The organism is Gordonia sp. LMA484 (assembly GCF_058129505.1).
In genome coordinates, this window is record NZ_CM176700.1 from 71,033 (window position 1) to 97,425 (window position 26,393).

The 26,393-nt window shown below is 65.4% G+C and carries 21 protein-coding genes; 14 read left to right on the forward strand and 7 right to left on the reverse strand.

All coding sequences use genetic code 11. The features are described 5' to 3' along the window. Positions 1-214 precede the first annotated feature (214 nt). Positions 215-1,393, reverse strand: coding sequence for an acyl-CoA dehydrogenase family protein (locus tag AC4AMJ_RS00310; RefSeq protein ID WP_489916547.1), 1,179 nt, complete (start codon positions 1,391-1,393; stop codon positions 215-217). 142 nt (positions 1,394-1,535) lie between these two features. Between AC4AMJ_RS00310 and AC4AMJ_RS00315 the strand changes: the two genes are divergently transcribed. Then, entirely contained in the window at positions 1,536-2,216 is a 681-nt protein-coding gene (locus tag AC4AMJ_RS00315; protein WP_489897561.1) for a GntR family transcriptional regulator, read from the forward strand. Positions 2,217-2,261: 45 nt separating this feature from the next. On the opposite strand, the gene AC4AMJ_RS00320 is transcribed toward AC4AMJ_RS00315, so the two are convergent. Continuing rightward, positions 2,262-3,257 (reverse strand): AraC family transcriptional regulator, encoded by a 996-nt coding sequence (locus tag AC4AMJ_RS00320; RefSeq protein WP_489897560.1) that lies wholly within the window; start codon positions 3,255-3,257, stop codon positions 2,262-2,264. Positions 3,258-3,711: 454 nt separating this feature from the next. On the opposite strand from AC4AMJ_RS00320, the gene AC4AMJ_RS00325 reads away from it, so the two are divergent. From AC4AMJ_RS00325 to thpD, 5 genes are all read left to right on the forward strand, one after another. Continuing rightward, the gene (locus AC4AMJ_RS00325; protein WP_489897559.1) at positions 3,712-5,760 is read left to right on the forward strand and encodes a hydantoinase/oxoprolinase family protein; all 2,049 of its coding nucleotides are present in this window, start codon (positions 3,712-3,714) and stop codon (positions 5,758-5,760) included. Continuing rightward, positions 5,757-7,745 (forward strand): hydantoinase B/oxoprolinase family protein, encoded by a 1,989-nt coding sequence (locus tag AC4AMJ_RS00330; RefSeq protein ID WP_489897558.1) that lies wholly within the window; start codon positions 5,757-5,759, stop codon positions 7,743-7,745. The genes AC4AMJ_RS00325 and AC4AMJ_RS00330 overlap by 4 nt, the downstream gene beginning before the upstream one ends. Beyond that, positions 7,742-8,761, forward strand: a complete 1,020-nt coding sequence (locus AC4AMJ_RS00335; RefSeq protein WP_489916549.1) for a zinc-binding dehydrogenase — start codon at positions 7,742-7,744, stop codon at positions 8,759-8,761. Before AC4AMJ_RS00330 ends, AC4AMJ_RS00335 begins: the two co-directional genes overlap by 4 nt. A 75-nt stretch (positions 8,762-8,836) precedes the next feature. Then, the gene (locus AC4AMJ_RS00340) at positions 8,837-10,321 is read left to right on the forward strand and encodes an aldehyde dehydrogenase family protein (RefSeq protein WP_489897556.1); all 1,485 of its coding nucleotides are present in this window, start codon (positions 8,837-8,839) and stop codon (positions 10,319-10,321) included. A gap of 288 nt (positions 10,322-10,609) precedes the next feature. Next, a complete protein-coding gene (gene thpD / locus AC4AMJ_RS00345; RefSeq protein ID WP_489897555.1) occupies positions 10,610-11,497 on the forward strand; it encodes an ectoine hydroxylase in 888 nt (295 codons plus the stop codon). Positions 11,498-11,896: 399 nt separating this feature from the next. On the opposite strand, the gene AC4AMJ_RS00350 is transcribed toward thpD, so the two are convergent. Then, a complete protein-coding gene (locus tag AC4AMJ_RS00350) occupies positions 11,897-13,396 on the reverse strand; it encodes an MFS transporter (protein WP_489897554.1) in 1,500 nt (499 codons plus the stop codon). 89 nt (positions 13,397-13,485) lie between these two features. Between AC4AMJ_RS00350 and AC4AMJ_RS00355 the strand changes: the two genes are divergently transcribed. Genes AC4AMJ_RS00355 through AC4AMJ_RS00365 form a run of 3 tightly spaced genes read left to right on the forward strand, consistent with a single transcriptional unit; the run spans position 13,486 to position 15,286 of the window. Further along, entirely contained in the window at positions 13,486-13,959 is a 474-nt protein-coding gene (locus tag AC4AMJ_RS00355; RefSeq protein WP_489897553.1) for a MarR family winged helix-turn-helix transcriptional regulator, read from the forward strand. Continuing rightward, complete coding sequence (locus AC4AMJ_RS00360; protein WP_489916551.1) at positions 13,928-14,848, forward strand: SDR family oxidoreductase; 921 nt, start codon at positions 13,928-13,930, stop codon at positions 14,846-14,848. The genes AC4AMJ_RS00355 and AC4AMJ_RS00360 overlap by 32 nt, the downstream gene beginning before the upstream one ends. Before the next feature lie 42 nt (positions 14,849-14,890). Continuing rightward, positions 14,891-15,286, forward strand: coding sequence for a nuclear transport factor 2 family protein (locus tag AC4AMJ_RS00365; protein ID WP_489916553.1), 396 nt, complete (start codon positions 14,891-14,893; stop codon positions 15,284-15,286). Between the two features lie 30 nt (positions 15,287-15,316). Here AC4AMJ_RS00365 and AC4AMJ_RS00370 read toward each other — a convergent pair whose 3' ends face one another. Continuing rightward, the gene (locus tag AC4AMJ_RS00370) at positions 15,317-15,973 is read right to left on the reverse strand and encodes an O-methyltransferase (RefSeq protein ID WP_489916555.1); all 657 of its coding nucleotides are present in this window, start codon (positions 15,971-15,973) and stop codon (positions 15,317-15,319) included. 76 nt (positions 15,974-16,049) lie between these two features. Next, complete coding sequence (locus tag AC4AMJ_RS00375; protein WP_489916557.1) at positions 16,050-18,044, reverse strand: alkaline phosphatase family protein; 1,995 nt, start codon at positions 18,042-18,044, stop codon at positions 16,050-16,052. Positions 18,045-18,078: 34 nt separating this feature from the next. Between AC4AMJ_RS00375 and AC4AMJ_RS00380 the strand changes: the two genes are divergently transcribed. Further along, positions 18,079-18,873 carry an MBL fold metallo-hydrolase gene (locus tag AC4AMJ_RS00380; protein WP_489916559.1) on the forward strand — a complete coding sequence of 265 codons (795 nt, stop codon included), beginning with the start codon at positions 18,079-18,081 and terminating at the stop codon, positions 18,871-18,873. A 22-nt stretch (positions 18,874-18,895) separates the two neighbouring features. On the opposite strand, the gene AC4AMJ_RS00385 is transcribed toward AC4AMJ_RS00380, so the two are convergent. Together AC4AMJ_RS00385 and AC4AMJ_RS00390 are read right to left on the reverse strand one after the other, a co-directional pair. Beyond that, positions 18,896-19,804: an LLM class F420-dependent oxidoreductase gene (locus AC4AMJ_RS00385; RefSeq protein ID WP_489901062.1), complete on the reverse strand. Its 909-nt coding sequence runs from the start codon at positions 19,802-19,804 to the stop codon at positions 18,896-18,898. Between the two features lie 136 nt (positions 19,805-19,940). After that, positions 19,941-20,519 carry a TetR/AcrR family transcriptional regulator gene (locus tag AC4AMJ_RS00390; protein WP_489916561.1) on the reverse strand — a complete coding sequence of 193 codons (579 nt, stop codon included), beginning with the start codon at positions 20,517-20,519 and terminating at the stop codon, positions 19,941-19,943. A 137-nt stretch (positions 20,520-20,656) separates the two neighbouring features. Here AC4AMJ_RS00390 and AC4AMJ_RS00395 point away from each other — a divergent pair, with 137 nt between their 5' ends. From AC4AMJ_RS00395 to AC4AMJ_RS00410, 4 genes are all read left to right on the forward strand, one after another. Beyond that, positions 20,657-21,889 (forward strand): cytochrome P450, encoded by a 1,233-nt coding sequence (locus AC4AMJ_RS00395; protein ID WP_489916563.1) that lies wholly within the window; start codon positions 20,657-20,659, stop codon positions 21,887-21,889. Then, complete coding sequence (locus AC4AMJ_RS00400) at positions 21,886-23,031, forward strand: phosphotransferase family protein (RefSeq protein WP_489916565.1); 1,146 nt, start codon at positions 21,886-21,888, stop codon at positions 23,029-23,031. Before AC4AMJ_RS00395 ends, AC4AMJ_RS00400 begins: the two co-directional genes overlap by 4 nt. Further along, complete coding sequence (locus AC4AMJ_RS00405; RefSeq protein ID WP_489916567.1) at positions 23,031-24,395, forward strand: flavin-containing monooxygenase; 1,365 nt, start codon at positions 23,031-23,033, stop codon at positions 24,393-24,395. The genes AC4AMJ_RS00400 and AC4AMJ_RS00405 overlap by 1 nt, the downstream gene beginning before the upstream one ends. A gap of 358 nt (positions 24,396-24,753) precedes the next feature. After that, entirely contained in the window at positions 24,754-26,145 is a 1,392-nt protein-coding gene (locus AC4AMJ_RS00410; protein WP_489897037.1) for an IS1380 family transposase, read from the forward strand. Positions 26,146-26,393: the final 248 nt, after the last annotated feature.

The window sequence follows — 26,393 nt, forward strand, 5'->3', positions numbered from 1 at the left end:
GTCCTTTCGGGTGTGAGTGCGGTGGTCTCGATACGTCACTGACTTCGTTCGCGGCTACTCGACCATCGGTTGGGAGGGTTCTTGGTCGGTGGTCTCGATACGTCACTGACTTCGTTTGCGGTTACTCGACCATCGGTTGGGACCTTCCCGCCGATCGAGTAGGTTCCGAGCGGAGCGAGGAGCAGTATCGAGATCACCCGCACGCGTTGATGAATTACTTCTTCTTCGCGGCGCGGACAAGGCCGCCGCCGATGATCAGGCGCTGGATCTCGCTGGTGCCCTCGTAGAGACGCAGCAGGCGTACGTCGCGGTAGATGCGTTCGACGGCGACTTCACGCATGTATCCGCTGCCGCCGTGGATCTGGACCGCGAGGTCGGCGACCTTGCCGGCCATCTCGGTGCAATAGAGCTTTGCCGCCGACGGTGCAATCCGGCGATCCTCGTCCGTTGCGTACTTGCGGGCCGTCTCTCGGACGAGGGCCCTCCCGGCCATGACCCCGGTTTGCTGGTCGGCCAACATCGCTTGCACCAGTTGGAAATCCCCGATGGGGGTGCCGCCTTGCGTCGCGGTTGCGGCGTATTCCACCGATTCGTCGAGTGCCCGTTGTGCCGTGCCGACGGCCAGGGCCGCGATGTGTACGCGGCCGCGGGCCAGCGACGTCATCGCCGCGCGATAGCCGGCATCCTCGTCGCCGCCGACCAACGCTGACGACGGCACTCGGACGTCGGTGAAGTTGACGTCGGCGGTCCACGCGCCCTCTTGCCCCATCTTCTTGTCCTTCACGCCGACCTCGAGGCCCGGCGTGTCGGCGGGCACCAGGAAGACCGCGATTCCCGTGCCGGATGCATCGGCCGGCCGGGTCCGTGCGAAGACCACGAAGAGATCGGCGATGGGGGCGTTGGTGATGAAGCGTTTCTGCCCGTTGATCACCCAGTCGTCACCGTCGCGGACGGCTTTGGTGCGCAAGCCGGCCGGATTGGAACCCGCCCCCGGCTCGGTGAGCGCGAAGGATGCCACGACCTCACCCGAGGCGATTCGTTCCAGCCAGTCCTGCTTCTGAACATCGGTCCCGAAGTTGACGAGGACTTGGCCGGCGATGCCGTTGTTCGTCCCGAACATTGACCGTAACGACAGCGAGGTGTACCCGAACTCCATCGCCAGTTCCACGTCCTGGGTCAGGTCGAGGCCCAGACCGCCCCACTCCTGCGGGATGGCGTATCCGAAGAGGCCGATCTCGGCCGCCTGTGTGCGGAGATCGGCCGGAATCGCGTTCGTTTCGGAGATCTCCTGTTCGCGCGGGACGACCTTGGAGCGGATGAAGTCGGCGACGAGGTCATGGATCTGGTGGAAGTCCTCGTCGGAGACGGTGGACGGTTGTATTGGAGAAGTCATGGCCGAAGAGTATCAAAAATATAATCCGTAGACCAGATCGGATCATATGAACTGCACAGATGAGCGCACGACCAGCGTTTCCGGACAAAAAATTATCAAAAAAGTCATGCACGATCGATTGTCGCCGCGATAGGGTTGAGCGGTGCGAGGGACAGAGGGAAACAGCAGCGCTTCGGAGGAGCCGTCATCGGTCCTCAAGCAGATCGCGGCGCAGGAGATCCGTCGGCTGGTGTTCGGTGGCGGTCTGCGCCCCGGCTCAAAGGTCGATCAGGAGGCGATTGCCAGACGGTTGGGCGTCAGCAAGCTACCGGTTCGTGAGGCCCTGATCGCGCTCGAAGGGGAGGGGATCATTCAGGTGATCCCACGTCGAGGGGCGTACGTCGCACAATTGTCGCGGGAGGACGTTCGGGACCATTACTGGATGCTCGGGGCGATCTCCGGCCTCGCCGCCGAACGCGCGTCGGTGAACCTTTCCGACGACGAGCTCATCGAGCTGGATCGGATCGCGACGGCTATGGAAACAGGCGACGCCGCAGAGTCGAACGAGCGCCTGAACTTCGCGTTTCATCGTGTCATCAATCGCGGCGCGCGTTCCCGTCGCCTTGTTTCCGAGCTGAAGATGCTCAGCAGCGCGATCCCGACGGGGTTCTACGACGCCCACCCCGACTGGGTCGCCTCCGGGCTCCGCGATCATCGAGAGATCTTGGACGCGCTGCGCGCCCGGTCAGGGGGCATGGCCAGAGTGCTGACCGAGGGGCACTTTCTGCGCGGGGGCAATCAGGCTGTTGCTCTCCTCGAGGGCCGAGGATTCTGGGACGAGTGATTTGGCGAAGGTGACGATGCCCCGGTGAACCGGTGAGCTGCCGGGTCACCAGGTCGCTGCGCCGTGCAGAGTCTCCGACGGGGTCCGACCGAAGCGGGACCGATACTGTTGGGCGAATCGTCCCAGGTGGAAGAAGTGCCATCGGTTGGCGATCTCGCTGACCGAAAGTCCCCGTCCGGCCGAGAGATCTCGATGTGCCCCGTCGAGACGGACAGCCCGGATGTAGGCGCTCGGAGTCATCCCGACCTCTCGCTGGAATCCGGTCTGCAGAGTGCGAGCCGTGATCCCGAACGACTCGGCAAGCATCACGATCGACAAGTCGTCACGCGCATGGCAGTCGATGTGGTCCATGACATCTCGGATCACCTTGTCGGGCCGGCGTGGCACGTCACGAACGAGTTCCGCGGTCAGGTTGCTCCGTGCGACGAGCAGGACCTGCGTCATCAGTGCCGATTCGAGTTCCCGCTGCACGGCCGGCATGGTCGCCAGCCCGCCGTCGGCGGCCAACTGGGAGTAGTAGAAGGCGACCGATGAGCACAACGATCGTCCCGCGGCAGAATCCAGCGGGAAGGTGAGGTCGAAGTCGATCGTCGACGGTGTCGTGTGCCCGACGAGTCGAGCTGCATGTTCCTCGAAGGTGGTCCGTGTCAGCTTCATGTGGTACTGCGCGCAATCCCCGCTCCAGTCGATCAGCACCGGGGCGTCGGGGCCGAAGACCACTCCCGCACTGCCCTCATCGGTGGAGAAGGACGCACTTCGGTCGTTCTGGGCGACGGTGCAACGACCCGACACGAGCAGATTCACGTGGTAGCAGTCGCGCATCGCGGGACCGTCGATATGAGCAGGTACCCCGTAGGCCATCCGCCCGACCGTCACCCGTTCGGTGGTTGCCGAATCGAGTCGGAAGCGCACCTGGTCATCGCTGTCGAGTGCCAAGTCGTGGACCGCGAAGGTGTCCTGGACGTGCTCATGCGCCAACCCGGGATCGGACGTGGTGAACGTTCGATGGACCGCGGGTGCGGCACGAGTCAGGAGCGGCATACAAACCTCCCGCTCGGTAGGTGACGGTCATCACAGCCCAGTGTGGCACAGCATGGCGCACGGTTGTCAACGCATTGCGGATGAAGCGTTACGCATTATGGACAAGATTTCGCTTTGGGGACATCGCGCTCGCATTGCGAATTGTGGGGCTCGTCACGCTCTCCTAGCGTGGCCGTACCCGATGTCGGAGAAAGAGATTGGAGCGACATGACCAAGTCCGCACCTGAAGTGGAGCGTGAGATCGTGCCGGGGCAATGCCCCCGCTGCCAAGCGGTGGATCTTGCTCGCTACGACGCCGTCAGTGAGTCGGGATGGGTCCGCGTCACGAAATGTCAGGCGTGCCTGTTCTCAGTCGATCGGACGCCGGCGAACCGCCTGGGTCCGATCACCCTACTGGTCGATCTCGTCTGATCGACGTGCTCGAAACAGAAACCACGATGAAGGGACAAGTCGAATGATTGCCGTAGATGTAGGGGGAACGTTCACCGATGTCGTCGGCTGGCGTGACGGACAGATCCTGACCACCAAGGTCTCCACCGCGTACGACGACGTCGCCGCGCCAGTCCTCGCCGGTGCAGCCCGTCTCGGTGTCGAGGACTCGACGGTCTTCAACCACGCCAGCACGCACGGACTCAATGCGATCATCACCCGCAACCTGCCGAAGATCGGATTCCTCACCACCGAGGGCCATCGAGACATCCTCGACATGGGGCGGGTCTGGCGACCGGCCGACGCGATCCTCAATCCGGGGTGGCGGCGCAGCTTCGGTGATGCCGCGCGCCCGCTGGTCGACCGGTACCTCCGCCGCGGGATTGCCGAACGCATGCTCGCCGATGGCGCGGTCCTGTTCGACCTGGACGAGGACCAGGCGCGCGCCGAGATCGAGGTCCTGCGTGACTGCGGGGTCGCGGGTGTGGCGATCTGTCTGATCAATGCCTATGTCAACCCCGCACACGAGCAGCGCCTGCGGGAGCTCGTCGTGGAGATCATCGGCGACGTACCCGTCTCCATCTCCAGTGAGGTCTCGCCCCTGGCCAAGGAGTATGCGCGGGCCTCGACCACCGTGGTCGATTCCCTCATGAAAATCATCTATGCCGACTACTCCCGCCGACTGGACACCGGACTGCACGACCTCGGATTCTCCGGCCAGCTCAACTTCGCCGACTGCGCGGCGACGCTCGTACCTGTCGAGCATGCGATGGCCCGGCCATTCCGAGTCGTGTTCTCGGGGCCCGCCGCAGGGACCGTGGCCTGCGCCCACTTCGGATCACTGATCGGCGAGAAAGACCTTCTTTGTGCCGACGTGGGTGGCACGTCCTGTGACATCAGTGTGGTCACCGCGGGCGAGCCGTTTGTGAACACCTCGTTCGAACTCGAGCACGATCTGGTGGTCAATGCCCTGGCCAACGACATCTCCAGCATCGGCGCCGGCGGTGGAAGCATCGTCCACATCGGTACTCACGGTGAGATCCTGGTCGGTCCGGACAGCGCTCGTGCCGAACCCGGGCCGGCCTGCTTCGACCGAGGCGGAACACAGCCGACCACCACCGACACGGCCTTGATGATCGGCATCCTCGACCCTCAGGGCTTCGCCGGCGGGGAGGTTGCCATCGATCGGCAGCTGTCGCGCAGAGCATTCGAATCGCTCGACTGTGACCTGTCGTTGGGCCGGCGAGTGCGTTATGCCTACGAGATGGCCGTGCACAACATGGCCGAAGGTGTCTTCAACGTCGCCATCAAGAACGGTGTGGACCCACGCGACCACAGCCTCATGGCTTTCGGCGCCGCCGGCCCGATGTTGCTGCCCGCCGTCCTCGACGCCGTGCAGTGCAAGCAGGTGATCATCCCGCCCAGTCCCGGACTCTTCTCGGCACTCGGTCTCCTCTCTGCCGATCAGGTGTTCGCGGTGCAGCGCAGTGCCTACCTGATGCTCGACGACTCGCACGCAGCACAGATCGACCAGATCTTCGCCGAACTCGACGCCGAACTCCGCGAACAACTTGGCGGCGCGACAGAGGTCGAGATCCATCGGAGCATGGACGCACATCTCGTCGGCCAGAGCTGGGACACCCCGTTTGTCCCCGTCCCCGACGGAACATTGGATGCCGCGGCGATCGCGACGATGGTGGCCGCATTTCACGAGACCTACGAGGGCCGTTCCGGCAACCGTTTCGAGATGATCCCGGTCGAGGGTGCCACCTTCCGTGTCAGGGCGGTGTTGCGTACCGACAAGGTCGAATACCCGCAACTGCCTGCGCGAGAGGGTGAACCGCTGGTGCCAAGCGGTACGCGAGTGCTGCGCTTCCTGGGTGACCTCGGCGAGGACGAGGGCGGTGAGCAGATCGCGAACGTTTATGACCGCGCGTCACTGCGTGCCGGAGATGTCCTGAGTGGGCCCGCGATCGTCAACGAAGGTCTGTCCACCACACACATCGGTGCCAGGCAGCACGCCATCGTCGGAACCTACGGCGAGATCGTCATACGGAGGAACAACGCATCATGACCAGCACACTCGAGCCAACGCAGACCACGGGCATGGGCAACGCCACCGATACCCTCGAGCGGAAGATTCGGGACCTGTCCGACGCCGACTTCGAGACGCGCTATCACTGTGACCGATTCACGGCATCGGTGATCGGTAATCGACTGGACTACATCGTCGAGCACATGTCGACCGGCTTCATGCGAGAGGCATTCTCGCCGATCATTCGTGACTGGTACGACTTCGCGTGCACCATCACCGGGCCGCCGGAAGCCGACTATCCGATGGCGGTGGTCAGCAACAGTCTGATGGTGTTCCTGGGCACCATGGGCGACGCGGTCCGCAACACGGTGGCCGAGTACGGTCCGCAGAACCTCAGGCCCGGGGATGTACTGATCTGCAACGACCCCTACCGCGGCGGGCGCCACGTCAACGACGTCGCCTTCATCCGACCGGTGTTCCGAGGCGAGGCGCTCGTGTCGTTCGTGACCATGTGCGCCCATCAACTCGACATGGGTGGCACTGTCCCCGGCGGATTCTCGGCCACCAAGACCAATGTGTACGAGAACGGTTTGGTCCTCCCGCCGATGCTTCTGTGGTCCGGTGACGAACCCGTGCGCTCCGCCTTCAGCCTCATCTTCGACAACACGCGATGGGGCGGAATGCTGCTGCCGGACTTCAAGAGCATCCTCGGCCAGCTCAAGTTGGGAGAGCGTCTCGTGCTCGGCAACATCGAGCGCTACGGTCTCGACGCGTATTTGGGAACCCTGACGTATGCCTGCGACAGTTCTGCCGAGAAGATGGGCGACGCCATCGAGGCCATTCCCGACGGTGACTACCACGGGACGGCTCTGATCGATGCCGACGGACTCGACGAGAGTATCGAATACCGTGTGCAGGTCGGGCTGCGCAAGCGGGGACGAGACATCGAGATCGATCTCAGCGGCACCTCGCAGCAAGCGCGTACATGCATCAATTGTGGTGTGCTGGATGCCAAGACATCGGTCGGTGTGGCCTTGACGATGCTGCTCGACCCGAGCGTGCCGTTCACCTCGGGAACGTGGCGCAGCATCGACCTGCTCACCCCGCCAGGCACGATCGTCTCCTCGCTTCCGCCGGACGGTGGGATCATGATGTTCTGGGAGTCGTCGGGTGCCGTGGTGTCGGCGATCTTCGACGCCCTCAACCCGGTACTCGGTTCCCGCGGCGTCGGCGGCGACTACGGGTCCACCAACACCCACAACGCTTCCGGGGTCACCGATGCCGGACTCCCGTGGACGAGCGCCACCCAGTGCGGCGGCGAGCACGGTCCGTGGGGCGCCACCGCCGAAGGGGACGGCGACAGCTACACGGTGTTGTTCACGCTCAACAATCTCGACCCCGCGACCGAGACCATCGAGCACGACTCACCGGTGGTGGTCCTCCGCAAGGAGCATGCGATCGACACCGGCGGCGCGGGTCGGCACCGCGGTGGCGCGGCCAATCTCAAGGACACCCTGTGGCTCACCGCCGCCGAACAATATCTCTCACCGTTCCGGACGAAGGAGCCGAGCGGGGTGGGGGCCAACGGTGGGCAGGCCGGACCGAACGGCGCGATGTGGCTGTTCCCGCCGCAGGAAGACGGTTTCGCGATGCGGGCAACCGACGACTCGGCCTACCACGACAGTGTGCCCGTCGCAGGTGTTCTCCACCCCGACACCAAGTGTGTGGATCCCGAGCACGGTAGCTATCACTACTTTGCGTCGCAACGGGTGTGGCGCACCGAAGCGAAGACACTGTTGCGGTGCCTGACCAACGGTGGCGGCGGTTGGGGAGACCCGAAGACCCGTGATCCCCAGGCAGTGTTGCGAGACGTGCGCAACGAGTACGTGAGCATTGAGGCGGCCGCGCGCGACTACGGCGTGGTGGTCCTCGGTGATCCGCACCGCAAACCCGAGGAACTCCGCATCGACACCGAGGCCACGGCACGACTCCGTGCAGACCAGACGGGAGGAGAAAGACGATGAAGGGCATAGTGTTCGCCGGCGATGCAACCGCGGCGCTGCAGGAGTTCCCAGAACCCGAACCTGGGCCTGGTGAGGTGGTCGTCGCGATCCGCGCGTCCGGGATGTGCGGCAGTGACCTGCACTTCTATCACGGCAGCTTCGAGTTCGATCACTCGGTGATCCAAGGACACGAGCCGTGCGGTGTGGTGCACACGCTCGGACCGGGTGTGCCCGATTCCCTCATACGCGTGGGTGATCCGGTGATGATCCACCATTACTGGGGGTGCGGCATGTGTCGGCGGTGCCGTGCGGGGTGGCCGCAGATGTGCGAAACGGCACCCGGAACCACCATGGCCATCCATGCCAACGGCGGTCATGCCCCGTACGCGGTGGTCCCGGCGAGCACATTGCTGCCGATGCCGGCCGGCCTCTCGTTTCGAGCAGGGGCGGCCATCGGCTGTGGTACCGGAACCGCTTGGGGTGCGATCAAACGTCTCGGCGGTGTCGAGGACACCGTGACCGTCGTCATCGGGCAAGGGCCGGTTGGACTCTCGGCGACCATGTTCGCCGCCTCGATGGGGGCCACGGTGATCGCGGTCGACATCGACGCGGCGCGACTTGCGCAGGCAAAGCGATTCGGGGCGGCACTCGTCGTGAACTCTCGTGAGGAGAACCTCGCCGAGATCGTCGCCGATCACACCGGAGGACGGATGGCGGACGTGGTGATGGAGACATCCGGCCGTGCGAGTGAAGATGCGTTGAGCGTGCTCGGAACCTTCGGGCGGGTGTCGTTCACCGGACTCCCGGGTCGTGTCGGGTTCACCACCCAGCAGATCTACAAGAAGCAGTGGACGATCATGACGTCGTGGACGATGTCATCGATCGAGCAGGCGCGTGCAGCCGACTACGTTGTCGCGCATGATCTTCCGGTGGACGACCTGTACTCGCACACCTGGACGATCGAGCAGGCCTCAGAGGCCTATGCCTGGTTCGACAAGCAAGACGCGGGCAAGGGCGTCTTCGAGTTCGCCGAGTAGGCGATCCCCAGCGCGCACAGCGCAGCGACCGAGACAGAACAGTGACGGAGACAGAACGGTGACGGAGACAGAACGATGACACTGACCACCACCCACCAGCTTCCCGCCTTCATCGGCGGCGACAAGACCAACTTGATCGGCGGGCAATGGCTGCCCGCCGCGTCGGGGAACACGATTGACGTCATCAACCCGGCGACGGGCGGGGCGTTGGGAACGATCGCAGCGGGCGATGCCGAGGACGTCGACCGCGCGGTGAAGGCCGCACGAACCGCGTTCGACGGTGAATGGAGTCGCTGGACCCCGCACGAGCGTCGCAAGTTGCTGCTGCGCGTCCACGATGTGGTGTTGGAGAATTTCGACGAGCTCGCCATGATCGAGACACTCGACATGGGTGCCCCGCTGTCGCGGACCAAGGGGTTGCGCGAATGGACCTCGCAGGTGTTGCAATTCTTTGCATCTCAGACCGGAGCGGGAGCCGTCTCCGCCCCGCCCAATTCGCTTCCCGGGCAATTCCTCACGCTCCGCTCGCTTCGCCCGGTGGGTGTGGTCGGCGGGATCATCCCATGGAACGGGCCGCTCATCGGGCTGTGGTGGATCTTCGGACCTGCCCTGGCAACTGGTTGTACCGCAGTTCTCAAGCCTGCCGAGGACGCCTCACTCTCTGTCCTGCGAGTGGCGGAGCTGATGACGGAAGCCGGTGTCCCGCCGGGCGTGATCAACGTCGTCACCGGCTACGGGAAGGACGCCGGTGCAGCACTGGCCGAGCATGACGGGGTCGATCGGATCGCATTCACGGGCTCGGTGGGTACCGCGCAGACGATCGTTCGCGCGTCGGCGGGAAACCTCAAGCGGCTGCAGATGGAGCTTGGTGGGAAGTCGCCCGACATCGTCTTCGCCGATGCCGATCTCGACAAGGCAGTACCGGGGGCCGCGATGGGTGTGTACACCAACAGCGGGCAGGTGTGCGTTGCCGGGACGCGCATCTTTGTCCAACGTCCGATCCACGACGAGTTCGTCGAGCGTATCGCCCAGTTCACCCAGACGATCCGCGTGGGCGACGGCCTCGATCCCGACACGCAACTCGGCCCGCTCATCAGCGGACGCCAACTCGACCGCGTGTTGCGTTATATCGACGTCGGCAGCGGTGAGGCGGAACTCATGGCGGGGGGACGCCGCCTGCAGGGTGAGGGGTCCGGGGGATTCTTCATCGAACCAACGGTGTTCGCCGGCGCCACCAATGACATGACGATCGCGCAGGAAGAGATCTTCGGGCCGGTGGCGACGGTCATCCCGTTCGACACCGAGGCCGACGCGGTTCGCCTGGCGAACGCGACTCCCTATGGCCTCGCGGGCGGGTTGTGGACCGAGAGTGTGGGCCGTGCGCACCGTGTGTCGCAGGCCATCGACGCCGGGACGGTCTGGGTGAACTGTTACGGCATCCTCGACCCCGCGATCGGCTTCGGCGGCACCAAGATGAGCGGATACGGATGGAAGGGCGCGCGCGACCACGTCGAAAGCTACCTCTACCCCAAGGCCGTCTACATGAACATCGGCGAATAGCGGTCTGGGCCGATAGATGTGGCAAATGTCTCATTTGTCGGCGCAGGCGGATCTTTGTATCGCCGACAACGATGTCATCGCAGATCAGTGCGCACGGGTCGTCACGAGAACGTCATTCCGCGAGGTCGTCGCCATTTCGGGAGTGCCTTGCACTGATGTGGTGACGTCTGCGAACCTCGGGTGGCGCGCGGCGCGTGAAACGCAAAGCCAAAGCCCGCGCAATACAAACGAAACACCACAACAGAACACGGCATAGATGCCGATTGAGGGAAAGGATCAACGCAGATCGTGATAACTCAAACAGCAACTAGACCAGTAGATGTCTATCGCACGCGTTTGAACGAGGCCGGCCAGATCGAGCCGCGGCCCCATCCGACGGTCTGGGGTGACACGTCGGGAAGCGGGCCACTGTCGTCAGAGCAGCTGTCGGCGTACGACGCTCGTGGGTACCACACCGCGTCGAATGTCTTGAGTGATCGGGACATCAGCGCATGTATGAACGAAGTCGATGTCATCACCGAGCGGCTCGGGCGTGACGAACGCGTGGTTCGCGAGTCGTCCTCCGGTGATGTGCGGTCACTCTTCGCGGTGCATCAGCTCAGCGACGTGATCGCCGAGATCTGTGCACGTGAAGAGATCGTCGGGGTCGCACGGCAGATCCTCGATGACGATGTCTACGTCCACCAGAGTCGGATGAACCTGAAGCCGGGCTTCGCCGGTGGGCCGTTCTATTGGCACTCGGACTTCGAGACCTGGCACGCCGAGGACGGGATGCCGAAGCCGCGAGCTCTCAGCGTATCTCTCGCGCTGACACCGAACTACGAGTACAACGGCGCGCTCATGATCATCCCGGGCTCGCACAAGAAGTTCCTGACCTGCGTCGGCGAGACGCCGGGGGACTATCACCGGGAGTCGCTGACCTCGTATCGGCCGCCGTTCGGCACGCCGGAGGAGACTGACGTCACCGAACTCGCCGAAGAGCACGGCATCGACATGGTCACCGGGCCGGCGGGATCGGCGCTGTACTTCGACTCGAACTGCATGCACGCGTCGTCGGGCAACATCACCCCGTTCCCGCGCAGCAACCTGTTCGTCGTGTTCAACGCGAAGTCGAATGCCATCGGCGAGCCGTTCGCGGCCGATCGACCGCGCCCGGATTACCTCGCGCACAGGTGATCTGACTTTCCTCCGGTCCCTGAGGGGCCTCGCGAGGAGCGGGCGACGCACTCGGTCCCTGAGGGGCCTCGCGAGAACGGGCGATGCACTCGGTCCCTGAGGAGCCTCGCGAGGAACGGGCTTGCGTCATCCCTTTCGGTCCCTGAGGAGCCTCGCGAGGAACGAGCGATGCGTCACGAAGGGCCGCCCTTCGTGACGGTCCTGCGCTAGCGCTCCGGACCTCCTCAGGGATCGGGGTGACGGTCCTGCGCTAGCGCTCCGGACCTCCTCAGGGATCGGGGTGACGGTCCTGCGCTAGCGCTCCGGACCTCGTCAGGGACCGGTGAATGGCTACACACGCAGAACTCCCACTTACACGCCATGCTTTGTGTGTAAGTGGGAGTTCTGCGTGTGTTCAGGTCATGACTGCGCCGCGGACACCGGCTGCTGGGTGGTCGCGGCCGCGCCGTCCTTCTGCTTGCGCGCCACCGGCACGAGCAGAGCGATCGCCACACCCACGAACGCGGCGATGGCGCCGATCAGGAAGCACCACCGGAACGCCGAATGGCTGGGCACCACAACCGCATCGAAGCTGACCGTCGAGCTGGTGAGGACCAGTGCCATCACCGCCGATGCGCTGGTCGTGCCGATCGACCGCATCAGGGCATTGAGGCCCACCGCCGCGCCGGCCTCGGTGATGGGCACCGAGTTCATGATCAGGGTGGGCATCGCGGCATAGCCGATGCCGACACCCGCCGAGCAGATCACCGACGCCAGCGCCAGCTGCCACGGGGCGTCCATCAGAAGGAACGCGCCGAGATAGCCCAGACCGAGCACCGACGCCCCGATCGCCATCGTCAGCTTGGCGCCGATCGTGTTGATCAAGGTGCCCGACACCGGCGCGAAGATCAGCATCATCAGGCCGCCCGGAGCCATCCACAGGCCGGCCGCGAGCAGTGTCTGTCCCATACCGCCCACGGCTTCGGGCAATTCGAGGAACTGCGGCATCACCACGGCCTGCGCCATCATGCCGAAGCCGATGGCGATGGCGGCGAGGTTGGTCAACAACACCGCGGGCCGCGCCGTGGTGCGCAGGTCCACCAGTGGATCGTTGTGGCGAAGTTCGTAAACGCCCCAGCCGATCAGGATCACCACGCCGCCGAAGAGCAGGCCCAGGGTGGTGCCGGTGCCCCAGCCCCAGGAATTGCCCTTCGAGATGGCGATCAGCACGCCGGAGAGGCCGACCGCGAGGCCGAGTGCGCCGACGATATCGAAATGCCCTCCGTGGCTGTCGTCGACATGCGGGACGAAGATCGCGACGAGTGCGGTGATCAGCACCGCGAGAGCGGCCGACCCCCAGAAGAGCATGTGCCAGTCCCAGGACTGTGCGACCCACGCCGACAGGGGCAGGCCGATCGCGCCGCCGACGCCCATCGTCGCGCTCATCGCGGCCACCGCCATCGAGTTCAGTCGCGGTGGAGTGACCTCGCGCATCAGGCTGATGCCGACGGGAATGAAGCCCATCGCCAGACCCTGAATGGCGCGTCCGACCACCATCGGGATCAGCGCGGTACTCAAGGCGCAGACCACCGAACCGACAATCAGCAGTGCAGCGCTCGCCAGCAGGACCCGCTGCTTGCCGAGCATGTCGCCGAGGCGACCGGCGACAGGCATCGCGACCGCCCCGGCCAACAGGGTCGCGGTGACCACCCAGGACGAGTTCGAGATCGACGTGTTCAGCAGGTGCGGTAGCTCGGACTGGATCGGGATGATCAGTGTCTGCATCAGCGATGCGACGAGACCGCCGAAGCACAGCACCGCCACCACCGCGACGGCGGCGCCGGTGTGATCGTCGCCGGTGAGTTCCGCGTCTACGGGAACGGCCGACGAACCGCCGGTGGGCGTCTTGCTCATGGGCATCCTCCTTCGTTGTGTGTAGCGTACATATGTATGATGCACATGCCAACTGCTGGGTAGATTGGCGACAGCGAACAGGGGAGGATGAGCCCATGACGAGTGCCGGTGACGATTGGGTCTGGCCGTCGCCGCTCTACCGCGACCTTGTCGAGGAACTCCTCCGGATGAGTCGGCGCAAGACCGACGTCTATGCGGGCGCGACCATGGAGGCGTCCGCCTTCGCCATTCTGTGGACGCTGTCCGAGAACGGCCCGCGCACACTGCGGGAGTTGAGCGAGGATCTCGACCTCGAACAATCAACCGTCAACCGACAGGTGAATGCGGCGATCAAGCATGGATACCTCGAGCGATTCGAGGTCGCCGGACAGGTGAGTCGGCGGATCCGGCCGACGTCCATCGGGATCGAGGCCTTCGAGCACGACGGCCATCTGCGTGCCGAACGCCTCAAGCGGGTCTTCGCCGATCTCGCGCCGGGTACGCCGGAAGCATTGCTGCACGAATTGCGCGCGTTCAACGACGCCTACGAGCGCACGTATGTGCGCCAGCACGAGCATTCGTCGCGGTGAGTACGAACTGATTGCAGAGGGGACTGGGGTGGGGACATTTGTGGTGACCGGTGCCGCCTCCGGCATCGGCTCGGCTGTTGCGCAGCGACTGCGCGAGGACGGTCATCGTGTGATCGGGGTCGACCTGCGCGACGTCGACGTCACGGCCGACCTCGCGACACCGGCCGGCCGACGATCGGCCGTCGAACGAGTCGACGAGCTGGCCGAGGGTCGGCTCGACGGCGCGGTGCTCGCGGCCGGTCTCGGCCCGACCAAGGGTCGTGAGCGGGTGATCTGCGAGGTCAACGTCCTCGGGGTCACCGAGTTGCTGGGCGGTTGGCGCAAGGCCCTCGCGGCCGGCGGCGATGCCAAGGTGGTGGTGCTGGGGTCGAACTCGACCACGACCACTCCGTTCGTACCGCGACGGGCCGTGCATCGGCTCGTCGAGGGCGACCTCGACCGCGCCGTCCGGCAGATCCGGCGACGACGGGGTTTGTCTGCTCCGGTGGCGTATGCGGCGGCGAAGCTCGCGGTGACCCGATGGTGTCGCGAACGGGCGGTCTCCGACGAGTGGGCCGGCGCAGGCATCCGGTTGAACGTGATCGCGCCCGGACCGGTGATGACGCCGCTGTTGCGATCGCAGTTGGACAGCCCCACCGGGTCCCAGGTTCGATCGTTTCCCCTGCCGATCCGTGAGTTCGGCACGCCCGCACAGATCAGTGAATGGGTGATGATGATGGTGTCACCGGCTGCGGATTTCCTCGTCGGCAGCGTGGTCATGGTCGACGGAGGGACCGACGCGCTGATCCGTCCGGGCGGATGGCCGCGTCCGCTGCCGCTTCGATCTGTCCCGGGTTTTCTGGTGAAGATGTACCGTGCTCCGCGAGAGGGTCGCGTCGCCACGTACTGACCGTCCCGCAGTCTTTGTACCGACCAGAAGGATCACCGAGTGATGTCGAGTTTCCGCGAGGCCATCGATGCCCGCGACATGGACGCCGTCGAGGCGATGCTCGCCGACGACGTCGTCTTCCGCAGCCCGGTCGCATTCAAGCCCTACGAAGGCAAGGCGATCACCAACGCGATCCTGCGGACCGTCGTCGAGGTGTTCGAGGACTTTCGTTACGTCCGCGAGATCGGGCAGGCCGCCGATCGCGATCACGCGCTGGTGTTCGAGGCGAAGGTCGACGGACTGGCCGTCACCGGTTGCGACTTCCTGCGCTTCGACGACGACGGCAAGATCGTCGACTTCATGGTGATGGTGCGGCCGCTGCGGGCCGCCGAAGCGCTCGCGCGCGAGATGGGTGCACGCTTCGCCGACATCACCGAGAGGGCCGCGCGGAGCAGCTGAATCAGCGCTCTGCTGCCAACGGTTCGCCGCTCACACCCGGCAGGACAGCTCCATCGTGTCCGAACCCTTGCCGGGGAAATTGACGCTGGTGTAACCGTTTTCGGGAGCACGCACGCGCTCGAGATACCCGATTGCGTCGGGGCTCTCGGTATTGTCGGCCACCACCAGAGCGCCGACGGGCAGTCGCGGCTCGAGGAGCTCGAGCACCGGCAGATACATCTCCTTCCAGCCGTCCATGAAGACGAAACCGATCTCGGAGTCGATCGTCGTCAAGGTCTCGAGGGCGTCGCCGTCGAGCACGGTGATCACGTCGTCGAGGCCGACGTCGGCGAAAGTTGCTGTGGCGGTGGTGATCTTCTTCGTATTCAGCTCGGTGGTGTAGACATGACCGAGCCCGTTGTCGCGCACCGCTGCAGCCAGATGGAGCGTCGAGATGCCATAGGACATACCGAATTCGACGACCGTGGCGGGTCGGGTCGCACGGATCAGCGAGTACATCAGGCGACCGGCCATCGGGCTGACCGGCATGTACCGGTCCTCGGCGGCATCGGCGCGTTCGGCGGCGGTGGCCCCGGATGCGCGGTGCCGCCCTCCTTCCGACGGTCGGCCGGTGGGAGGCGTCGTCGCCCTCGCGTAGAGCGCGGCGATCGTGCGCGCGACGGGATCGGTGTCGAGGGTGGTGGTCATCTGACCACGGTAGAGCGGTTACCTTGCGATTCGCTGAATGTGCCGACTCGCTGCAGTTCTGCTCTGCACAGCGCGCTCAGGCGTCTGCGCGGAGGTCGTCTCGGGCGAGATCCCGCCAGCCGGCAAGCACACGATGGACGGCCTCGGCGCCGTGGATCGGTTGCGGTGGATCCGGCAGGTCCATCGGGTAGAGGAGGAACGGGGTGCTCTGCGGGCCGCCCATGCCGCCGTGGGAGCCGACCTGATTCTCGAACGCGGCGACCTCGTCGGTCTCCGGCCAGTAGGCGCCGCCGACCATGATGTCGGCGACGTTGTCAAAAGAGTCGGTCCGTCGGATCTTGTCGAGTGCGTCGTCGCCGAATCCGCACAACGGATCGGTGCCGATGACCACTCCGCTGGTCAGATCGACGGTGCCGTCGGCGCCGAGAACCACCGACCCGCCGTCCGGTGACGCGATCAGCAGGAAGCCTATGCCCGGGTGGCGTCGCAGGTCATCGATGAGTCCGGGGTAGGCGGCCTCGATGGTCGCCGTGTCGGCCCGCCCGGTGATGGCGGGGAAGCTGATCAGGCCGAGATTGCCGGAGCCGAGCACCACCGGGCGGTCGGGTGACGGCGCAACCTGCTCGGTCGGCTGGGTCGACCCGATGCTGGCGGACGCGTACAGCTGTCCCTCCGCGTCGAGCCCCGACGTGAGATCCTCGGCGTCGGGACGCTCGGGTGCGCCGCACAGCCGGTCGACGAGGTGACCGAGACTCTCCCCGTAACGCAGGCTGAAGGTGGCGCCCTGGCTCTGCCCGTGATCGGAGAGCAGCACGACCCGATAGTCGCGCTCGGCCTGGTCCACCGTCGCGAGGATCAGGCGAATCGTCTCATCGATCTTCGTCAGCACCGCAAGCGTTTCCGGCCGCGAGATCCCGGAGTGGTGGGACACCTCGTCGTAGCCGATCAGGTCCGCGTAGATGATGCTGCGTCCATCGATCAGATCGCGGACCACGGCGGCCACGGTGATGTCGTTGGCGACCACGGTGGTGAACGCGCGGACGAACGGGTACACGCCGCCGCGACCGACTCGCGGCCGGATGTCGCGGCGGCGCTGGTGCAGGGCCTGCCGCAATTCCCGCTGGATCTCGGCGATCATGCGCACCACGGTGCGCAGCGCACTGGACGGATCGAGGAAGTACGACGAGTAGCCGGCGCCGCCACCGAGTCGCGCACCGCGCATCCGGCTGACCACGAGGACGTTGTCGTCGGCGCCGCCGGTGAACAGGTTGCCGCGACTCGCGCCGTCCACCGACAGCAATCCGGGGATGTCGGAGCGCTCGATCTCCCGTTCCTCGTTGTCGCGGGGATTGCTGAACACCGAGATGGTGCCGGTTGCCTTGTCGTACCAGCGGAACGCGGGCACGTTGCGATTCGACCCGTGCAGGATGCCCAGTTGTGACGCGCCGGTCTGACTGCTCCAGTCGGTGTGCCACGGGGTGAGCCGATGGCTCTCCCGCACGAGTTTCGCGATGGTGGGCGTGACACCGTCGGCGATGGCGCGACGCAGCACGCCGTGGCCGAGGCCGTCGATCTGCAGGCACAGCAGGCCGGGAGCCTCGGCAACCGCCGGCGCCCGGCGGCGCCGGAACCGTTGGCGTCGGACCTGCATGAGCCGATACGACGTATCCGAACGGGACGCGATGACGCCGCCGACGACAGAACTGAACAGCGACAACAATGCGGCCATGACGAAGAGGTCGAGCGTGCGGTCGACGGTGGCCACCGGCACCAGGACCAGCGACAGGGTGAGCAGCACACCGCCGGCCAGGAACACCGACACGAACAGGATCACCGGCCCGACCCACGACATCGCGCGGACGACCAGCGGCCACAGGACCGCATTGAGCAATCCGAACACCAGGGCGAGAGCCAGTGCCGCCGGCACCGTCGTCCGATGACCGTCCACCGTCACCGAATCGAGTGTGACCCCACCGAACACCGCATCGAGCACAAGCAACGCGAGTGTGGTGGTCAGCCACAGGACGACAATCTCGACGATGATGCCGAGGACTCGGGCAGTACTGCGCATGGCGTCCTTTCGCTCGTTTTGCGATCGTAGTGGCATGAGCGGTGCACCGGACGACCACAGCGCGCGATGCCCGCGCGTCGACTGGCTCGGACACGCCACCACACTGATCCGCGATGGTGCGACGACCGTGCTCACCGACCCGGTGCTGACCTCCCGCGTGGCACACCTGCGGCGACGCCGCGGTCCGGTACCGGCCACAGCGGCCGTGCGCGCCCCCGATGTCGTCGTGCTCTCGCATCTCCACGCCGATCACACCCACCTGCCGTCGTTGAGCATGATCGCCGACGACGTCCCGATCGTGGTGCCCGCTCGCGCGCCGGATGTCCTGCCTGCACTCAAGACGCTCGGTGACCGGCTGATCGAGGTCGAACCCGGGGACGAGACGGCCATCGGTGAGCTCACCATCCGCGCGGTCCCCGCCGAACACGACGGGAGGCGATGGCGGCGGGGACCGTTTGTGACGTCGGCGCTCGGGTACGTCATCTCCGGCGAGGCGACCACCTACTTCGCCGGGGACACCGACCTCTATCCGGATCTCGCCGACTGGGCGGGCGACTGCGATGTCGCGTTGCTACCGGTCGGTGGGTGGGGGCCGACACTGGGAGCCGGTCACATGGATCCGCAGCGTGCCGCCTTGGCAGCGGAGTCGCTCAGGGCGCGTCTGACCGTGCCGATCCACTTCGGCACCCTGTGGCCGATCGGCCTGAACCGTATCCGTCCCGACCGTTTCTACGGTCCCGGCTCGGACTTCGTCCGGCGTGCACGCGAACGTGGTTGTGCAGCGACCGAACTCGATCCGGGCGCTCGGCTGGGCGCGGGGCCGCGATGAACTGGTGTGAGCACAGACCCGATCAGTCGATGAACATCTCCCCGAACCGTTTGATGTAGTTCAGTGCGGCCTGTGGGGTGGAGCCGTCGACGTGCACCACGGCCCACGTGGCACCGCGGCCGCTGAGATCGGTGAGAAAACCTCGCGCCGCCTTCACCGACTCCGTGTCGTCCAGATCGGTTGGCGGGCAGATCACCTGGATGTCGATCGAGTCCGGATCACGGCCCGCGTCGGCCAATCGTGTCCGGAGCACACCCAACTCCTCGGAGAACTCGGCCGGCGTCTCGATGGCCGCCGTGCGGATGGCCGACGCCATCGCCTTGTCGACGATCAACGGCATCCATCCGTCACCGTGCTCGACCACCCGACGTATCGCGGCCCGGCTGTTGCCACCGATCCAGATCGGCGGGTGTGGGCGCTGCGTCGGATGCTGCAACCAGAGCGGCCCGGTCGCAGCGAAGCCGCGCCCGCTCACCGGCGTCTGTGGATCGGTCCAGATCGATCGCAGAGCGGTCAGGGTCTCGTCGAACAGTGCTGCCCTGCGCTCGAAGTCGACACCGACCGCGGAGAACTCCGATCGCAGATAGCCCGCGCCGACCCCGGCCACCAGCCGACCGCCCGAGATGATGTCCAGGCTGCCCAACGCTTTCGCGGACAGATAGGGAGTGCGAAACGGCAGTACGTACAGGTTCGTCATCAGCCTGATCTCGGTGGTGACGGCGGCCATGAAGCTCAGTGCGGCAATCGGATCGAGGGTATTGTGTCCGCCGTTGCCACGCCACTTCGCCGACGGCGCGGGGTGTTCGCTCAGTGCGATGCCGGAGAACCCCGACTCCTCCGCCTGGATGACGGTGTCACGGACGACATGGGGGTGCAGGAAGTCGTCGGGTGCGGACGGCAATTCGCTCGGGTACTCGAGAACGAACCTCAGCTGACCGACCGATGTCATCGGCGCACACTCCTTTGTCGAACGTGTAGAAATCTATACTGTATGCGCTACAGTAGGAGATGTGCCAGCGTCTGCGGTTGTTTCGGGGGATCTCACGTGGCGTCACCGCCGGGTGGGATCACCGTCGGCTGTCGCTCGCCGTCTGGACCCTCACGCCGGCGAGTATCCACCGGATCGACTGCACGAACGTGGCCTGGTTCTTGACGTCGGCATCGGGATCGCGCTGGGAGAGTTCGGCGTTGTGCAGGCCCCGCACCTCCATGATCGTGTGGTTGATGGTGAGGCTGACCAGCGCTCGGCAGCACTCATCGGCCAGCGCGGGATCGAACCCCTCCCTGCGTGCGGCCGTCGCCAACTCGTGCACATATCCCAGGACGGCATCTCCGTCGTCGATCGTCATCAATTCGGTCAGGTAGGGATGCGCGCGCAACGCGTCGTGCAGGCCCAGACACCACTGCAGCGCCGTGGTCTCCCACTCGTCGTACGTGTGGAAATCGAGCGTCAGTCGCGACAGGTGGCGGGCCACCAGCGCGCGGATCAACTGCTCCCGATTGCCCACCTGCTGATAGAGGGTCCGCGTCGAGATCCTCAGGTCAGTCGCGATGCGGCGCGTGCTCAACGCCGCATCTCCCTCCGCGTCGAGAAGTTCCAGCGCGTGCTCGTAAATCGTGTCGACCGGGATCAGCGGCTTGGCCATGGACGCATCGTAGCCACGGTGTCGACGGCCTGGGGACCACCGCCGGGGGCCGTGAGCGGCCGGCGAACCCGTCATCCGGGCGCAGAGACATCGAGCCGCCAACCATGCCGACGTCATCCCTCAACCAGGAGTCGCCGATGAGCGCACCCACGATCGACGAAGCCGCACGGACCGTCGCCGATCCCACGGCGTATGCCGACGACGACCGAATCCACCAGGCACTGCGCCACCTACGTGCCCACGCGCCGGTGTCCTACATCGACGCGCCGGGCTACCGTCCGTTCTGGGCGGTGACCAAGCACGCCGACATCATGGCCGTCGAACGCCAGAACAACCTCTTCACGAACTCGCCGCGGCCGGTCCTGATGACCGCGAACCAGGAGGAGCTCCAGGCGGCGGTGCAGATCCGCACGCTGATCCACATGGACGATCCCGAGCACCGCGTCATGCGGGCCGTGGCGTTGGATTGGTTTCGTCCCACGGCGCTCAAGGCGATGAAGGAGCGGATCGACGAACTCGCCAGGATCCATGTCGACAAACTGCGCGACGCCGGCGGCGAATGCGACTTCGTCCGCGAGGTCGCGGTCAATTTTCCGCTGTACGTGATCATGTCGCTGCTCGGCGTACCTGAGTCCGACCTACCGCTGATGCTGAGGCTGACCCAGGAACTCGTCGGATCCCAGGACTCGGAGTTCCAGCGCGGTGATGCCGATGATCAGATGGCGGCGCTGCTGGAGATGTTCGAGTACTTCACCGCGCTGACCGCGCGCCGCCGCCAACAGCCGACCGACGACATGGCGTCGACGATCGCGAACGCCACCATCGGCGACGAACCACTCGGCGACATCGACACCGTCTCCTACTACGCGTTGATCGCCACCGCCGGCCACGACACCACGACGTCGACCATCTCCGGCGGCTTGCGTGCCCTCATCGAACATCCCGACCAGCGCCGCAGGCTGACCGACGAGCTCGAACTGATGCCGACCGCGACCGAAGAGATGATCCGCTGGGTGACCCCGGTCAAGGCGTTCATGCGGACTGCCGCCGTCGACACCGAAGTCGGTGGCGTGCCGATCGCGGCAGGCGACTCGTTGCTGCTGTCGTATGTGTCCGGGAACCGTGACGAGGACGCGTTCGTGGACCCGTTCCGGTTCGACGTCGGACGAGAGATCAACAAACACGTCGCGTTCGGGTTCGGCGTGCACTTCTGTCTCGGGGCCGCGCTCGCCCGGATGGAGGTCAACAGCTTTTTCACCGAACTGCTGCCCCGACTTCGTGATGTCGAGCTCGCCGGGCAGCCGGAATCGACCGCCACCACGTTCGTCGGCGGGCTCAAGCGACTTCCGATCAGATACGAGGTGATATGAGCGACAACGTGAACCACGTGCACACCGACACGGTCGCGGCGATTCCGCGATTCCCGGCCGACGTCACCGGCGAATGGCTGACTTCGGTCTTGCGCTCCCACGGCCACGACGTGGCCATCGACGGCGTCGACGTTACGGCGATCGGCACCGGGCAGGTCGGCGCGACGTTCCGGGTGGTGCCGCGGTATCTGACGCGGCCCACTGAGCTGCCGGATACCTTCGTGGTCAAGCTGCCCGCCGCCGACGACGAGGTGCGTCGCTCCGTCAGCTTCGGCTATCGCAGCGAGTGCGCGTTCTACGCGTCGGTCAACGAGCACGTCGGTGTGCCGGCACCCGAGTGCTATCACGTCGAGATCAGCGAGGACGCCCTCGACTTCGTCCTGCTCCTGGCCGATCAACACGGGGCGGTGCAAGGGGATCAGCTCGCCGGGTGCGGCCCGGCCGACGCCGAGTTGGCGGCCCGCGCGCTCGCCGGACTGCACGGGCCGACGTGGAATGATCCTTACTGGCGAGACTTCGACGGCCTGGCCTTCAATCTGCGCGATCACGACGCCATGCGCGGCCTGGGTGATTTCGCGGTGATGAGTGTCGATCTGACCCTGGGCAAGATCGGCGACCGACTCCGTCCCGAGGATCACACCACCCTGGCAGCGGCGATGGGATGCGTGCTCGACTGGTTGATCACCGAACCCGCCAGGTACGCGCTGCTGCACGGTGACTATCGGCTCGACAACCTGCTGTTCCACGAGGGCGATGAGCGGCTGGCGGTGGTGGACTGGCAGACCCTCGGTGTCGGCCTCCCCGCACGCGATCTCGCCTACTTCGCCGGAACCAGTCTGGAACCGGCGCTGCGTCGTTCGATCGAGGCGCACCTCGTGGACGTCTACCACGAGCAGCTCCGCGGGTACGGCGTCGTCGACTACCCGCGTGATCTCTGCTGGGACGACTACCGCCGGGGGATGATCCAGGCGTTGTTGATCCCATGTATTGCCGTGGCCACCTCGGTGGAGACCGAACGGGGCAGCACGATGTTCGTGACGATGATCGAACGCGGATGTCAGGCGATCCGCGACCTCGACACCCTGTCGTTGGTTCACGCCTCCACGTCCGGCGTGGGACCCGTGGAAGCGCAGGAGGCGTGATGGCGTCGTCACCAGGGCCGCGCACGGCGATCATCGGCGCGGGCATCAGCGGCCTGACCGCGGGAAAGATGCTCGGCGACTACGGTATTGAGTACACCACGTTCGAGTCGTCAGACCGGATCGGCGGTAACTGGGCCTTCGGCAACCCGAACGGACACAGCAGCGCCTACCGGTCGCTGCACATCGACACCTCCAAACATCGGTTGTCCTTCAAGGACTTTCCGATGCCGGAGGACTATCCGGACTTTCCTCACCATTCCCAGATCAAGGCCTACCTCGACGCCTACGCCGAGGCGTTCGATCTGCTCGATGCCATCGAGTTGACCAACGGTGTCACCCATGCGGAGCGGGCAGGCGACGGTCGGTGGCTGATTGACGACCAGGCCGGCCGGCGTCGCGAGTTCGACTTTCTGGTGGTGGCCAACGGTCACCACTGGGATCCGCGGTATGCCGACTTCCCGGGCGAGTTCTCCGGCGCATCGATACATTCCCACAACTACATCGATCCGCACACGCCACTGGAACTGACCGGCAAGCGGATTCTGGTGGTCGGGATCGGTAACAGCGCCGCCGACATCACCGTGGAGCTGTCGTCGAAAGCGTTGGCCAACAAGGTCACCCTGTCCACTCGTTCGAGCGCATGGATCGTGCCCAAGTACATCGCCGGCAAGCCGGGCGACAAGTATTGGCGGACCACTCCACATCTGCCGCTGTCCTGGCAACGCAAGGCATTGCAGAAGATGATGCCGATCATGGGTACCGACCCCACGCTCTATGGGTTGCCGCCGGCCAACCACAAGCTGTTCGAGGCGCACCCCACCCAGTCTGTGGAGCTCCCGCTGCGACTGGGCTCCGGGGATGTCATCCCGAAGCCGAACGTCGCCCACCTCGACGGCGACACGGTCCATTTCGACGACGGCACCAACGACGTGTTCGATGTGATCGTCTACGCCACGGGCTACAACATCACCTTCCCGTTCTTCGACCCGGATTTCGTCAGCGCACGCGGCAACCAGATCCGGCTGTACAAGCGGATGTTCAGACCCGGCATCGACAATCTGGCGTTCATCGGGTTCGCGCAGTCGGTGCCGACCCTCTTCCCGTTCGTCGAATGTCAGTCCCGCCTGCTGGGCGCCTATGCCGTCGGCCGGTACGCATTGCCGCCGATCGACGAGATGGAACGCACCATCGACGCGGACATGCAGATGCACAACGGGCACACCACGCCGTCGCCCCGCCACACACAGCAGGTCGACTACTTCGTCTACGAGCACGACATCCGCACGCGCGAACTTCCGGCCGGCGTCGCACGCGCCAGGCAGCAGGAGCCGTCGTTCACGAGGTCAGCGCTGAGGCCCGCGTGAGGCGGGCGCTTTTCGCTCTCTGAGGAGTCAGGGGGCGGCGGAGTGTCACGAAGGGGGCGCCCTTCGTGACGCATCCTCGCAGGCTCGGAGGCTCCTCAGGGAGCGGAGTCGGTGCTGCTGTTTATCGCAGGCTCGGAGGCTCCTCAGGGAGCGGAGTCGGTGCTGCTGTTTCTCGCAGGCTCGGAGGCTCCTCAGGGAGCGGAGTCGGTGCTGTTTCTCGCAGGCTCGGAGGCTCCTCAGCCTGGATCTTTCATGTTTGTTTGGGGTGTTCGGCGTGGGAAATGCGAAAGTGCCTACCTGGCAAGGGATTATTGAATCTCCACAACACAATAATTCCTGGCAGAAAGGCACTTCGCAGGTGAAGCATAACCGCTATCCCCGTCTGGTTGTCGATGATCAACGCCGCGAGTCGCTGACGAGTTCGTCGGGGGCGTTGCTGCTGCGTGACGCGGCGCAGGTCGCGGGCCTGGACGAGGCGTTATCGGCGGCGTTGGCGCCGTGGACCTCGCCGCGGGCCACCCATGATCCGGGCCTGATGCTGCTGGATCTGGCGATCGCGTTGGCTCTGGGCGGTGACTGCGCGGCCGACGTGGCGATCGTGCGAGCCCAACCCGACCTGTTCGGGCCGGTGGCCTCGGATGCGACGTTCTCCCGGCTGATCAGCGTGTTGGCCGACGACCTGAGCACGGCGCTACCGGCGATCCGCGCCGCGCGTGCCGCGGCCCGCACCCGGGTATGGACGCGGGCGCGCCCGCTGGCCGGAACACCCGGCACCCGCGATGGGGGGCAGGTGATCGTCGATCTCGACGCCACCACCATCGGTGCGCATTCACTCAAAGAACACGCCCAACTGACCTACAAACGCCAGTTCGGGCATTCCCCGATGTGCGCGTTCGTCGATCACGGCCAGTACGGCACCGGCGAACCACTGATCATCGATCTACGCCGCGGCGGCGCCTCCCCACAAGGCGCCGACCTGCACATCAACACCACGACCGCCGCGCTGGCCCAACTGCCCGCCGCCGAACGCCCCCAGGTGCTGCTCCGCACCGACGCCGGCGGCTGTTCCAAAAAATTCCTCAGGTTCCTGCGCGCCGAGAAACTCGCGTACTCGATCGGGTTCACCCTCTACGACAACGTCAAAACCGCCATCGCCGCGCTGCCCGAGCAGGCCTGGCGCGATGCGTTCAACGGTGACGAACAACCCCGCAACGGCGCCCAGGTCGCCGAGCTCACCGACCTGATCGTCCCCGCCGCCGACCCCACCGACCCCTGGCCGGCCGGGATGCGCGTCATCGTGCGCCGCGAATACCCCGACCCCGGCGCCCAACTACGCCTGACCGACATCGACGGCCGCCGCTACACTGCGTTCGCCACCAACACCCGCGGCACCGGCTGGACCCTGCCGGTCCTGGAACTACGCCACCGCCAACGCGCCCGCGCCGAAGACCGCATCCGCAACCTCAAAGACACCGGCATGGCCAACCTGCCCTTCCACGAGTTCACCAAAAACCAGATCTGGCTCGAAATCGTCTGCCTGGCCGCCGAACTCTTGGCCTGGACCCAAACCCTATGCTGGCCCGAACACCACCCCGCGCGCCTCTTCGAACCCAAACGCATGCGCCTATGCATCCTCGCCGTGGCCGGACGCACCATCCACACCGGCCGACGCCACCTGCTACGACTACCCCGCGGCTGGCCCTACAACGACCTCATCTACCAGGGCTACACCGCCCTGCACGCCGCCTGACACACCACACAGCAGCCCCTGCCCCTCAACCCAGGACCCGAAGAACCGGCGAACACCAGCGCCGGCGATCACCCACACCCACACCACACCAACCCCACACCCAGCCGCCGAAACCCCCAACCCACCACCACATGAAAGATCGAGGCTCAGGGAGCGGAGTCGGTGCTGTTTCTCGCAGGCTCGGAGGCTCCTCAGGGAGCGGAGTCGGTGCTGCTGTTTCTCGCAGGCTCGGAGGCTCCTCAGGGAGC